The following is a 12862-nucleotide window of genomic DNA, read 5'->3' on the forward strand; positions in this document are numbered from 1 at the left end:
CCCTTATTGTCTACCATTTGTAAATTATTTATGAATATATGCAATTACACTTTTTTTCTTTCAATTGCCTGCCAGACGTGGACTCCCTTGGACATGTAGACCAGACTTACCAGCAGGTAGATCTGGTGCCAGATAAAGGATGATATGAGGTTGGATTTCCATTGCCCTGAGAGCAGTGCCAGGCCAAAAAGAACCCATACTCCGATGCCCCAGAAAAGGTTGATTCCGCCCAGCACCACTGACCAGAGTATCACTGCCAGGAAAAATGAGGCAGGTGCTATGAAGAACATAGTAAAGCGTAAAGGCAGCACAAACAGACCGAATTTTCCGTATTTTGGTGAGATCAGCCCGAGGTTGTGGAGGGTTGCTTCCTGCAAGCGGGCTGAGCGTCTGAGTTTCTGGCGGCGCTGCTGACCCATGTCATTGGTAATGTATTCAGAGAATCGGGCTGAGGATTCGTAGAGGCAGCGGTAGCCATTGCGGATGATACGCAGCGCCATGCCTGCATCGGATGCTCCTTTTGTTTCGGGTATCGGGGAGAAGGCTTTTTTCCTCAGCACAATGAGGGGGCCGTTGAAACAGTAGGTGGAATGCAGGCCACTTTCCCAGGAACACATCCTGCCGTAGACGTCTCTGTAAGCCTTCTCAGAATGGGTGGTAAAGGAATCCTTGCGAGCGATGGGTTCCAGTTCCCCGCATACCGCTCCAATTTTCTCATCGCTGAGCAGCCTGCCCAGAGCGTGGTTTACCGCATCCGGCTCAAAGGTGACATCTGCATCGGTGGTCACTACAAAATCGGTTGTTGCCTCACCTACTCCCATGTTAACCGAAGCATTGGTACCGGTACGTTTTTCCTTCACAATCACTTCGCCGGATAGATCGTACTTTTTAAAAGCCTCTGCCGCCAGGCCGACTGTATTATCTGTGGACTGGTCATCCACGACTATGACATGGATATTTTCTGCAGGATAATCCATTTCCACAAGGTTTTTGATGCGGTGTTCGATGACCTCGCTTTCATTGTAGGTGGGAATTACCACTGTGATCGGAGGTTGAGTGGCCGGTGTGTGGATTTCTGAGTTGGGGGATCTAAGGATTGCCAGGATGTAAATAAGATATGTAATAACCGGAATGGCGGTGAATATTATTGCTGCGATGAGTAGGGAGTTCATTGTTTTGGGTAGGGTGTGAATGGGATATAATTGTTTGGGATGTTATGTATAAATTCAACTTTTAGAGCAGGAGTTTCCTTCTGTAATGTATGTGGACATAGCGTGATCTTTGCAGGCCACAGGCAGTATTATTCTCTGTATCCCAGGCAGTTGCAGGAGTTGTCCGGACAGACTCATCCTGTTATTGTAAATTGCAGTAATGTGGTGGAGCTAGATGCTTTCATTGATGCAGGGTTTGTGTATAAGGGGATTGGTAGAGGGGATAAGAACTGCCATGAAGTGAAATGATTTTATCTAAAAAATGGTATAAAAAAGATTCCATCCTTTACCTTTCACTCCAATGAAACTTCATTTTCAGTACACAACACCACAGATACTCCTGACTCTGTAGCAATATTACACAAACCTTCTATAATCCTGGAATATTCATCGGTATCGACCGCAATTCCCCTGCAAAGGCCTTTTTGGAGAATTTCGTCATCCACATAGATGCATTGGGTACCCTGCATGGAAAGACGGTCATAATCCGATTTTGCCTTTTCCTTCTTGTCTCCAGGATATCTGATTACTTTGGCTTTTACAGATTCACATGCTTTGTCCGGTGAGACCTGCTTGTATTTGGATATCATGCCGGCGGCAACTGTCTGGTTGGTATGCTGGTCGATTACAATAAAAGAACCTGTAAATCGGTTTTTGGAATAAAGGTCTGCGTAAAGGGGTTTTTTAAGTTCAATCTTCACCTTCCCGATATCATTTACGCTCAGGAACTCAGCAGGTATTCTATGGATCTTTTCGAGATCGAATTTATAGCGTACTTCTGAAAAACTGCCCTTTACGGTTTTGGTGGTATGCTTGATCAAATAATCTTTGCCGGTTTGCATGGATTCTGTATCCATCCATACAACATTCGCTTCAATATTACCGGTGATGGCAGGCAGATTATTTTCCCTTGAAATCAGGTCTCCACGACTGATGTCTATGTCATCCTCAATACAGAGGGTTATTGCCATGGGGGCAAAGGCATAATCCAGGTCTCCGTCATAGGTAACAATTCTTGATATTTTACTGGTTCTTCCGGATGGCAGGGCGATTACACGTTCACCTTTACGAATTACGCCGGATGATATTGTGCCGCAATATCCCCTGAATTCGTTTCCACTCCAGTTGACATATTGGACCGGGAACCTGAAATCAATCAAGTTACGTCCGCCGGCTACATTCACATTTTCCAGATAATCCAGCAGAGGGGAACCCTGATACCAGGGCATATTGGTGCTACGTTCAATGACATTGTCACCTTTCAGGGCACTCAGAGGAATAAAAGAAATTGATTCGACAGACAGTTTTTCAGCGAATGCTTTATATTCTTCAACTATTTGCTCGAAAACCTCTTCTGAATAATCAACAAGATCCATTTTATTAATGGCTACCACAAAATGGCGGATACCCAGCAGGGAAGAAATAAAGGTGTGTCTTCTGGTCTGTGTTACAATGCCCTTTTTGGCATCAATAAGAATCAGGGCAAGGGAGGCATTTGACGCTCCGGTGGCCATATTTCTTGTATATTGCTCATGCCCGGGAGTGTCTGCTATAATAAAACGTCTCTTGGGAGTTGAGTAGAAGCGATAGGCAACATCAATTGTAATTCCCTGTTCCCTCTCGGATTTCAGGCCATCGGTAATCAGTGAATAATCGATTTCCTGATTACGGTTGGTCTTCGAGTAATCCCTGATCGAACTTAACTGGTCTTCAAATATTGATTTTGAATCATACAGCAGGCGTCCGATAAGGGTGGATTTCCCATCATCCACGCTTCCTGCAGTGGTAATTCGTAACAGTTCGATATTTTGACTGTCTTCGATCAAGGCTTCAGGACTCTTCAGAAATACCCCTCCATTTTTTTCTGCTCCATTGAACTATCCTGATCATGATCAATGACCCGTGTAATCCGCTCGGAATGGCGTGCAACCATCATTTCTTCAATAATTTTTGGCATGGTGTCTGCCTCAGATCTTACTGCACCTGTGCAGTAATGGCATCCAAGGGTTCTGAAGCGACACATGACTTCCTTTGTCTCTTCCGGATTTTCATCCGTATAAACCGGAATGAGCTGGTTATTCTTCTCGATAACCGGTCTCTTTTTTGCAAAGTAAAGGGGTACGACCTCGATATTTTCATGGTATATGTATGTCCAGATATCAAGTTCGGTCCAGTTTGAAAGGGGGAATACCCTTATGGATTCACCTGGATCGATCCTTGAATTAAAAATATTCCATAACTCCGGTTTCTGATTCTTTGGGTCCCATTGACCATGTTTGTCACGGAATGAAAAAACCCTCTCTTTTGCCCGGGATTTTTCTTCATCCCTTCTGGCCCCTCCGAAAGCAGCATCATAGCCGCCTTCTTTCAATGCATCCAGCAGGGCCTTAGTTTTCAGTTCAGCACAACATTTGACTGTTCCCGCAGAAAGGGGATTTATTCCTTTTGACAGAGCTTCTTCATTCCTGTGGACTTTCAGTTCCAGATTATGTTTTTTTGTGTAATAGTCCCTGAATTCATACATTTCGGGGAATTTGTAGCTGGTATCAACATGCAGGAGAGGGAAAGGTACTTTTTCCGGATAAAAAGCCTTGATTGCCAGATGAGCCATAACTGAGGAATCTTTGCCAACAGAATATAGCATCACCGGATTTTCAAATTCTGCAGCAACTTCCCTGATTATTCCTATACTTTCGGCTTCAAGTGTCTTCAAGTTTGAGAGGTGGTAGGATTCTTCCTTTTCTTCCATGAGATGTCCTCAGATATGCTCTTTTTCTTCCAGGTATTCAATAACTTTCCCTACAGATTCCAAGATATCCTCTTCTGCAGTATTGAGGACGATCTCCGGATTTTCAGGCTCTTCATAGGGATCAGTGATGCCAGTGAATTCCTTAATTTCGCCTTCGATTGCCTGTTTATAAAGGCCTTTGACATCCCGGTTAATCAGGGTGTCCCTATCACATTTAACGTAAACTTCAATGAAATTGTGGCATTTATGTCTTGCACGTTCTCGTAGAGATATATAGGGGGAAATGAATGATACAAGAGTTGCGACACCATTTTTTGACAGCAGTTCAGCAACAAAGGTGGCCCTTTTGATATTCTCATTTCTGTCTTCTTTTGAAAAACCCAGATCACTGCAAAGGTCACTTCTGATAATATCTCCATCAAGTCTCTGCACTGGTCCAATATTTCTTTTTTTCAGTTCTTCTTCAAGGGCAATTGCAATCGTAGTTTTACCTGCACCCGACCATCCCGTAAACCATACTGTAAATCCTTCCTCTGGCATAGGTATCCTCTTTATATTTCAGGTATCTTTATTGAAGAAATATCTAACCCCTTGGTCAGTACTATAAAATAATTATTCAGTAATGATTCCTTGTTGTATTCAGGCTCTTTCATTGTTTTAAGGTCTACTAAATTGCATCCGGCTTCCTTTGCAACGATATGACCTGCTGCAATATCCCATTCCATTGAACCCTGGAATCTTGGATATAAATGAGCATCTCCCATAGCCACTTTGCAGAATTTAAGGGAAGAGCCTGCAGGAACCGTTTCCTGGATATTGTTCATCCGGGCAAAGTCTGCATCGAGATTTGTACTATGCTTTCTGCTGCCGGTGGCAGAAAGTTCTTTCTTTGAAGGTTTACTCAAAGGCAGCTTTTGTATACCGTCTTTGTTTTCCACATAAGAGCCAAAATTTTCGGCTGCAAAAAATGTAGTTCCGGATGCCGGGACATAGATGACTCCCATTACAGGTTTTTTGTTTTTCACGTATGCAATATTTACTGTGAATTCGCCGTTGCGCTCGATAAATTCCTTTGTCCCATCCAGGGGGTCGACGAGGAAAAATTCAGAAAAGCCTTTTCTTATCTCATATTCATCATAACATTCTTCCGAAATAATAGGGATGTTGTACAATTCCTTAAGTTTTCCACAGATGTATTCATTGGATTCAGTGTCTGCCTTTGTCAGGGGGGACTCATCTTCCTTTATCTGGATGGATTGTTCCGGGTTATCATAGTAATTCAGGATGATGTTTCCGGCATCCTTGGATATTTCAATTAATTCTTTCAACATTTTGGGAATAGTTTCTTTATTCATTGTTTAGTATCCCTGAAGTAATCGTTGTGTAATGAATTGATTAAATATGAATGAACACTTATTTTAAATATTATAAAATTATCCTTTGTGACATTGCAATCCAATTTACTGCTAATTTGATTAAATTAAAGAAATTAAGTAAACCAGGGGATAGGATTAATGGGAAATGGTGGCACCAATCGTGCGGTAGTATTATTCAGTTTGATCGTGCTGATTGGCATATTCCTGCTACCTTCCCCGGATGGTCTATCCACGGAAGCAAAAAATGCACTGGGTATCTTTCTTCTTGCCATAATTCTCTGGACTACCAATGCTCTCCCTCTGTCTGTCACCGGTCTTTTTGTAATCGTCCTCCTGCCCCTTCTGAATGTGATGAGCAGTAAGGCCGCTTTTGCTCTATTCGGTAACAAGGCAGTATTCTTTATTCTGGGTGCCTTTATTCTGGCAGCAGCTATGATGAAGACCGGTCTGAGTAAAAGGGTGGCCCTTTTGATGCTCGGCAGGTTTGACCGAACTCCACGTAGGCTGCTCTGCAGCATTATGTGTACCTCCGCCCTTCTTTCCTTCATTATGCCAGAACATGCGGTAGCTGCGATCATGTTCCCTGTGGTAGGGTCCATTGCAGACAGTTTGGAACTGGAACCCTTAAACAGTAAATACGGAACCCTGCTTTTCCTGTCAATGGCATGGGGCACAATTATCGGCGGTGTGGGTACCCTGCTGGGAGGGGCACGTAATCCTCTTGCCATCGGTCTGCTGGAAGAGAGTGCTGGGATGAGCATCTCCTTTTTTGAATGGTGTGTGGCAGCAATTCCCATAGTTTTTGTGATGCTGGCTGCAGGTTTTGTGGTTTTGAACCTTTTTTTCCGTATAGATGTGAAGGACGTGAAGGCTGCAAAGGATGTGCTTGCCAGGGAACTTGATAATATAGGCCAGATGAGTATCATAGAGAAGAAGACTGCAATAATTATAACCATTACAATCCTTGCATGGATCTTTTTCGGTACAGATATGGGGCTGGCTGTAATAGCCATACTGGCCGCAGTTGCTCTTTTCATGCTGGACATCCTGTCCTGGGATGACGTGGAATCCAATGTGAACTGGGGAATCATCCTGATGTATGGCGGGGCCATTGCAATGGGTTCGGCCCTGGCAAAAACAGGGGCTGCGCTCTGGATTTCCAATCTGGTGCTGGACAATGGTTACCTGACCCCCCTGCTTTTGTTGATTATCGTCAGTCTGGTATCGATCTTCCTGACAGAAGGGATCAGTAATTCGGCTGCAGTTGCAATTCTGCTGCCCATTGGTTTCAGTATCGGGGATGTACTGGGCATCAATCCCATCGCCATGGTATACATGATAGCAATCCCCGCGGGCCTGGCTTTCATCCTGCCCATGGGCACGCCTCCCAATGCCATAGCTTATTCTTCGGGGTATTATGAGATAAAGGAAGTTATCCTGCCCGGCCTTATCCTCAATTTAATTGCCTGGATAGTTTTCATTATAATGGCGCTTGTCTACTGGCCATTGGTAGGAATTAATATAACATGATTTCTTTATAGGATGAATGATATGGCAGAGATCAATACAGTGCTCGTGGCCTTTTCGGCAACCTCGATCCACCGCAATCTGGCAAAGGCAGCCCTTGATATGGCAGAAGAGAAGGATGCCAGGCTTATCATACTGAATGTGCGCGACAAGAATATGGCTGAAAAGGTGGCCAGGGTTACGAAGGACCAGGGTTTCATGGGCAGGGGTGTTGTGGAGAAACTGGCGGCTGATATCAAGAGAGATCGGGATGAGTTGATCGCCCAGAGACTCGGGATGGTGGAAGAAGAGGCTGGAAAGCGTGGGATTGAGTTTGAGACGGTGAAGGTCAAGGGAGATTTTGTGAAGCAGGTAATTGAGACTGCGGGGATGTATGGTGCTGATGTGGTGATGGTTGCTTCCAGTTCCGTTGTAAATGATATTGAAAAGAAAATAGACGCAGAAGTTTATTCATTTGAGTGACATTTTGCAGAACTATTTTATTTTTTCATAACTTGAAACCACAAAGTTTTTACTTTAATATTTCAATTCCCTTAAAATCCTGAGTATCCAGTATTCTGTCTAAGTGTTATTCTAATTAATTTGGTCCAACAATGAAAGAATACAAACTTTTTGCCCAAAGGGTGGGATTGGTAGGGTTGACAAAATTCGTAAACCGATTCCAGGGAGTTATACTGCTGCCAATCCTTACAAAGAATATGTCTGTTGGAGATTACGGTATATGGGCACAGATCATGGTTACCATCGGACTTATCCCCAGTTTGATGAGTCTGGGGCTTTCACAATCAATGGTTCGCTTTATGCCTTCTGTAAAGAATAAGGTAAACTTTCAGGATATGTTCTATTCATTTCTTTCCGTCATAACCCTGACAGGTATATTTGCCTCTCTTGGAATATATTTAATGTCAGAACAAATTGCAGATTTACTTTTTGATGGTGATAGATTAATAGTTGAAGTTCTGGCATTGGTGGTTTTTTTTGAAGGGATTTTGAAATTACTTTTAAATTATTTCAGGGCTACACAACAGATAAAGAGGCATTCTATGCTAACTGTAGCAAAGAATGTACTCACGGTTGTTATTGTGGCATTTTTCGTTTTGCAGGGAGAAGGAATCTTTGGAGCTGTAAAAGGGTTACTTATTACAATAGTGATAATGTTATTGATTGCCCTACTCTTCATAATCAGGGATCTGGGACTGAAAGTTCCAAAATTTAATGATCTTAGGCAACATCTGGCTTTTGGCATACCTACAGAATCCAGCACCATGTCAAAATGGATTTTAAACTCCAGTGATCGCTATGTCATAAGTGGCTTTCTGGGAACATCTGCTGTGGGTTATTACTCCCCTGGCTATACTTTAGGGACCGTTTTACAAATGTTTGTGGCACCTCTCAATTTCATGCTGCCAATGATCCTGTCAAAACATTACGATGGGAATAATCTGGAGGAGGTCAAAAGGTATCTGAGTTATTCACTGAAATATTTCCTGGCCATTGCCATTCCTGCAGCATTTGGATTATCCCTGCTTTCAAGACAATTGCTGGAGATCCTCTCAACACCGGAAATAGCAGAGCAGGGTTATTTCATCACGCCTTTTGTGGCAATTGGGGCGATTTTTTTCGGTATATTTTCTGTCTTTGAAAAGGTTGCGATGCTTGTGAAGAAGACAAAGGTTATTGGTACGATCTGGGTAATTGCAGCAGCCCTGAACTTGGGGCTGAATATGCTACTAATTCCTCATATCGGAATCATAGCTGCGGCAGCAACTACACTCCTGTCTTTCACGGCTGCCCTTGGACTTATGGCTCGCTATTCGTTGAGATATTTGCAATTTGACATGGATTTTGCATTTATATTAAAAAGTGTGTTTGCCTCTGTTTTGATGTCAGGGATAATTTTGTTATGGAATCCTTCAGGATTGTTTGCTGTTTTAGGGGTTATTGGGGCATGTGTAGTGTTCTATTTTGTGATACTGATTTTGTTGAAAGGATTTAATAAAGAAGAATTTAAATTCTTTAAGGAATGTATAAGTAGCAGTTAATCTTTATTTATTGGAAATTGGGATACTATAAAAACAGTCACATATTTATTTTATCTACACTCAAAAAATTCATATTTGAATACATCAAAAAGGATTGGGATATCATTTACAATAAATAATTTATGTAATTATAACTATGTGGCAATAACGATTTTTATAGGAGGCACATTCTTTTGGGAACAAAAACAAAATTTGAAATTCAAGATAATCAATATACATTTCCTTACCATCACATACCCCATCTGGATAAAAGAGGCTACCCTTTAAGGCATCGTTTTTTGAATTTTGAGTATATCTGCAATATATATCACATCAAGGAAATTGTAGAGAATTTAAATCCTGATTCTGTGCTAGATGTTGGATGTGGAGATGGAAGATTTCTATGTGAATTGTCTGATAGAATCAAAAGAACTGGTTGTGATATCTCATACCGAGGTATTCAGTTAGCAAAGGGCGTTGAACCAAAAATAGAATTTTATAATAAAGATGTAAAAGACATTAATAGGACTTATGATGTAGTTACCTGTATAGAGACATTGGAACATATACCAGATGATGAAGTTAATGGGTTTATAAGTAAATTGGCTACAAAAACAAAAAAATCGGGGCACATAGTAATATCCGTACCATCTAAAGTGAAAACATTACAAAGTAAACATTATCGTCATTATGATATAGATACATTTATTAATGAACTTGAAAATTCAAAGGCCCCACTAAAGATAAAGAACTGGGAATATATTCTTAAAACCAGTAGACTGCAAAAATTATACAAGTTGACAAATAACCGACTTTTTTTTATCGAATTCCACCCATTTAGAAGATTTATCTGGAAGCATATTTGGAACAAAAATAGACGTGCAGAAGAGCATAATGGATTACACCTTATAGTGCTAATGGAGAAAATTTGATTTTGACATTTATAACAAAATGTAATAGAGGTAAAGAGATGAACGATCCAGATTTTATTATATGTGGGGCCCAAAAAGCAGGGACGACTTCTCTTTTGAGATATTTAAGATCACACCCAGAAATTTTTATGCCAAATAAAGAAGTACATTTTTTTGATAGAAATTATCTCAAAGGCCTTGAATGGTATAAATCACAATTTGCTGATAATTCTGTAAGCATCAAAGTATATGGTGAGAAGTGTCCTGAATATATGTATTTGGAAAATGTTCCTGAACGTATATACCAAAACTTTCCAAACATTAAACTAATTTTTATACTTAGAAACCCCCTTGAGAGGGCATATTCAGGTTATTGGCATGAGGTGAAAAATGGTAGAGAAAATCTTCCATTTGAAAAGGCGATTAAAAAAGAAGAAGAACGGTTAAAATCTGAAGAGGCCTATTGTAAGATACATTGTTCCTATATAGATAGGGGAAAATATATTGAGCAGTTAAAACGATTTGAATATTATTTTTCAAAAGATTAGATGTTGGTATTAATCTATGACGAACTTAAAAAAGACCCTACGACGGTACTATCAAAGATATATGATTTTCTAGGTGTTACCAATGTTCAAATCAATTTGGATAAAGTTCACAATACAGGAACTTCACCACGTAGCATAAAGCTACAACAATTAAACACTAAAATCCCTGTTAATTTCATCAATAAATGTATCAGCAAGATAAATCTCAAGAGTGGATACTCTCCGATGGCATCAAAAACAAAGAAAGAGTTAAAGAATTATTTCGAACCTTATAATCAGGAATTACAACTGTATCTAAATAAAAGATTGGGGTGGTAACATTAAACCATTGAAAAATATCTTAAAAACTTCTTCTATAAATACTGGGTACATCAAGATTATGAAAGTATTTGACTCTCTACGTATACTAATAAGTAGGGGGATTTTTCATAGAGGTAAATAACAAGTTAAAGGTAATCTACATTATGGGGCTGGTCATAGCGGTTCTACTTTATTGGATACTGTACTAGGGAACCATCCAGATATCCAAAGTTGTGGTGAGTTAAAAAATACATTCTTTGATAATTTACAAAATAATAGGACTTGCTCGTGTGGAGTAGAAGGTCGAAATTGCTCCTTTTGGTATCAGGTCATAAATGATTTTACGAATAAAAAGCAACTTGATATGACCAATTATAGATATTTACAAAATATATTTGAGAATAATAATAAAAAAAATCAGAGAGCAATAAATTATAAAGCTTATATGAATTACACTTTGGGTTTTTTTAAAAGTATTAGTAATGTAAGTAACAAAACCATAATTGTTGATTCATCAAAAAATCCTCAACGTGCGTTAAACCTCTCATTAAATCCCAATATTGAATTGGTTCTTATACATCTTGTTAGAGATAGTAGGGGTGTAGTTTGGTCTAATATGAAAAAGGAAAGAAAAAGTTTGGGAAGTATCAAAGCCTATATACTAACAAATTTAAGGTCAGAAATCGTTTATAAAAAAACAATATCTAAAAAGATTAGGATAAGATATGAAGATTTCGTGTCTGATAGTACAAAAATCTTTGAAAAAATTGGAGAGGCATCTGGTATCGAATTACAATCTTTATCAGAAAAAGCTATCAATGACGACTTAAAAGTAAATGGACATATTTTAGCTGGTAATCGCATGGCTTATAATTCTGATATCAAAATAAAACAGGATCAAAATTGGAAACATCGAATGCCATACAATGATAGATTTTTAACAACTATACTAACTTATCCTTTTTTGAAAAAATATGGATATATTTAAAATTTAATAATATTAGTTTATTGCATTTTTCTTCCATTGGTAAGAAACTAAAAAATCAATCTGTTGGTGTATGAATGGACATACAGAGGAAAATAATATCATATCTATATTTTGGATATTTACCTATTGCAGATCAAACTATAGATATTGGAATCGATAAATTAGATATTAATAAGAAAGATACGTATAAGCTATTTAATGAAAAAGAACTGGTGCAAAAAGGTGTTGAGTCATTAAAAAATGGATTCGCTGATTGTCTGAATAATATCGATGACTACCAAAACAGGAAACATATTGTACCTATAAGCGGTGGTTTAGACTCAAGAGCTATTTTAGCGGGATTGATTGATTTAGGGTTAAAAGACAATATAGTTACAGTCACGTATGGAACACCCGGCACATTAGATTACGAATTGGGAAACCTTGTAGCTAAACATGCAGGAACAAAGCATATCTCACTTGATTTAAGTAATATCAATATCACCCAGCAATCTTTAGGATGGACCTATAAATCAGGTGCTGAGTGGACCCAGTTGTTTACCTCTTACTATAACCACCGTATAACCCATAAATTTGGATATGAAGCGGTATATTGGAGTGGTTTTATGGGTGATCCTTTAGCAGGATCGCATCTTCAAGCTCAGGAGAGTAGTACATGGGATTTGGCTGTTTTTGAATTTGCAAAAAGGAATCAATTTTCTAAAAACTTTAATTTGCTTCCTCCTCAATTCAATCCCTGTGATGTGTTACCACAAGAGCCAATATATGATACAAATCTCTTAAATTTTGATGAGCAATTGGATTTTGCGATTCGCCAGCACAGCTTTATTAAACCAACAGTTATGGCTAAAGGTTACAATTATATTGCACCATTCACTAACCAGAATTGGATTAATTTCATTTTAAATGTCCCATATGAGTATAGGTATAATGAATACATCTATAAAAAAATCTTACAGGAAGCATACCCGGATTTTTTTAAATTACCCGTTAAAAATAGAATGGGATTAACCTTGGATGATTCTGGATGGAAGTTGTATTATATATATATATATATAATAAATTGAAGTTGTTGTTAACAGGTTCGTCTAAGCCGAACTTAAACTATATAGATTTCAATAATGCAATCAGAGATAGACAGGATATCAGGAATATTGTGTACAATAATATCATAGACCTCAAAAATCGAAATGTAGTGGATTGGCTTGATATAGATGGAATTTGGGATGCT

At 39.2% G+C, this 12862-nt stretch carries 11 protein-coding genes and 2 pseudogenes; 8 read left to right on the top strand and 5 right to left on the bottom strand.

Features of this window, described 5'->3' with window-relative positions; genetic code table 11:
• Nucleotides 1-44: 44 nt before the first annotated feature.
• The gene (locus BKM01_RS05375; protein WP_072358453.1) at nucleotides 45-1172 is read right to left on the bottom strand and encodes a glycosyltransferase; all 1128 of its coding nucleotides are present in this window, start codon (nucleotides 1170-1172) and stop codon (nucleotides 45-47) included.
• Nucleotides 1173-1274: 102 nt separating this feature from the next.
• Here BKM01_RS05375 and BKM01_RS05380 point away from each other — a divergent pair, with 102 nt between their 5' ends.
• Nucleotides 1275-1460 (top strand): hypothetical protein, encoded by a 186-nt coding sequence (locus tag BKM01_RS05380; RefSeq protein WP_072358455.1) that lies wholly within the window; start codon nucleotides 1275-1277, stop codon nucleotides 1458-1460.
• Nucleotides 1461-1504: 44 nt separating this feature from the next.
• Here the strand turns inward: BKM01_RS05380 and cysN are convergent, their stop codons facing one another.
• Genes cysN through cysQ form a run of 4 tightly spaced genes read right to left on the bottom strand, consistent with a single transcriptional unit; the run spans nucleotide 1505 to nucleotide 5315 of the window.
• On the bottom strand, nucleotides 1505-3037 hold the full coding sequence (cysN, locus tag BKM01_RS05385) for a sulfate adenylyltransferase subunit CysN (RefSeq protein ID WP_072358457.1): 1533 nt from the start codon (nucleotides 3035-3037) through the stop codon (nucleotides 1505-1507).
• Between the two features lie 14 nt (nucleotides 3038-3051).
• Complete coding sequence (gene cysD / locus BKM01_RS05390; RefSeq protein ID WP_072358459.1) at nucleotides 3052-3960, bottom strand: sulfate adenylyltransferase subunit CysD; 909 nt, start codon at nucleotides 3958-3960, stop codon at nucleotides 3052-3054.
• Between the two features lie 9 nt (nucleotides 3961-3969).
• The gene (gene cysC / locus BKM01_RS05395) at nucleotides 3970-4500 is read right to left on the bottom strand and encodes an adenylyl-sulfate kinase (RefSeq protein ID WP_072358461.1); all 531 of its coding nucleotides are present in this window, start codon (nucleotides 4498-4500) and stop codon (nucleotides 3970-3972) included.
• An 11-nt stretch (nucleotides 4501-4511) separates the two neighbouring features.
• Nucleotides 4512-5315 carry a 3'(2'),5'-bisphosphate nucleotidase CysQ gene (gene cysQ / locus BKM01_RS05400; protein ID WP_084006240.1) on the bottom strand — a complete coding sequence of 268 codons (804 nt, stop codon included), beginning with the start codon at nucleotides 5313-5315 and terminating at the stop codon, nucleotides 4512-4514.
• Nucleotides 5316-5474: 159 nt separating this feature from the next.
• On the opposite strand from cysQ, the gene BKM01_RS05405 reads away from it, so the two are divergent.
• From BKM01_RS05405 to BKM01_RS05440, 7 genes and pseudogenes are all read left to right on the top strand, one after another.
• Entirely contained in the window at nucleotides 5475-6866 is a 1392-nt protein-coding gene (locus BKM01_RS05405) for an SLC13 family permease (protein WP_072358463.1), read from the top strand.
• Between the two features lie 12 nt (nucleotides 6867-6878).
• Nucleotides 6879-7325 carry a universal stress protein gene (locus BKM01_RS05410; RefSeq protein ID WP_123130055.1) on the top strand — a complete coding sequence of 149 codons (447 nt, stop codon included), beginning with the start codon at nucleotides 6879-6881 and terminating at the stop codon, nucleotides 7323-7325.
• A gap of 131 nt (nucleotides 7326-7456) precedes the next feature.
• Nucleotides 7457-8905: a flippase gene (locus BKM01_RS05415; RefSeq protein WP_072358467.1), complete on the top strand. Its 1449-nt coding sequence runs from the start codon at nucleotides 7457-7459 to the stop codon at nucleotides 8903-8905.
• Between the two features lie 173 nt (nucleotides 8906-9078).
• Complete coding sequence (locus tag BKM01_RS05420) at nucleotides 9079-9816, top strand: class I SAM-dependent methyltransferase (protein ID WP_072358469.1); 738 nt, start codon at nucleotides 9079-9081, stop codon at nucleotides 9814-9816.
• Nucleotides 9817-9854: 38 nt separating this feature from the next.
• A pseudogene (locus tag BKM01_RS11070) lies at nucleotides 9855-10661 on the top strand (sulfotransferase domain-containing protein).
• Between the two features lie 160 nt (nucleotides 10662-10821).
• Nucleotides 10822-11631: pseudogene (locus tag BKM01_RS05435) on the top strand (sulfotransferase); the annotation flags it as partial.
• Between the two features lie 74 nt (nucleotides 11632-11705).
• Nucleotides 11706-12698, top strand: coding sequence for an asparagine synthase (glutamine-hydrolyzing) (locus BKM01_RS05440; protein ID WP_072358477.1), 993 nt, complete (start codon nucleotides 11706-11708; stop codon nucleotides 12696-12698).
• Nucleotides 12699-12862 lie beyond the last annotated feature (164 nt).

It is taken from the genome of Methanohalophilus portucalensis (assembly GCF_002761295.1).
In the GTDB taxonomy this organism is placed as follows: domain Archaea; phylum Halobacteriota; class Methanosarcinia; order Methanosarcinales; family Methanosarcinaceae; genus Methanohalophilus; species Methanohalophilus portucalensis.

What these genes read in the sequence shown, in the direction of transcription:
- BKM01_RS05375 (WP_072358453.1), bottom strand. Translation starts at nt 1,172, where the DNA reads ATGAACTCCCTACTCATCGCAGCAATAATATTCACCGCCATTCCGGTT.
- cysD (WP_072358459.1), bottom strand. Translation starts at nt 3,960, where the DNA reads ATGGAAGAAAAGGAAGAATCCTACCACCTCTCAAACTTGAAGACACTT.
- cysC (WP_072358461.1), bottom strand. Translation starts at nt 4,500, where the DNA reads ATGCCAGAGGAAGGATTTACAGTATGGTTTACGGGATGGTCGGGTGCA.
- cysQ (WP_084006240.1), bottom strand. Translation starts at nt 5,315, where the DNA reads ATGAATAAAGAAACTATTCCCAAAATGTTGAAAGAATTAATTGAAATA.
- BKM01_RS05405 (WP_072358463.1), top strand. Translation starts at nt 5,475, where the DNA reads ATGGGAAATGGTGGCACCAATCGTGCGGTAGTATTATTCAGTTTGATC.
- BKM01_RS05410 (WP_123130055.1), top strand. Translation starts at nt 6,879, where the DNA reads ATGAATGATATGGCAGAGATCAATACAGTGCTCGTGGCCTTTTCGGCA.
- BKM01_RS05415 (WP_072358467.1), top strand. Translation starts at nt 7,457, where the DNA reads ATGAAAGAATACAAACTTTTTGCCCAAAGGGTGGGATTGGTAGGGTTG.
- BKM01_RS05440 (WP_072358477.1), top strand. Translation starts at nt 11,706, where the DNA reads ATGGACATACAGAGGAAAATAATATCATATCTATATTTTGGATATTTA.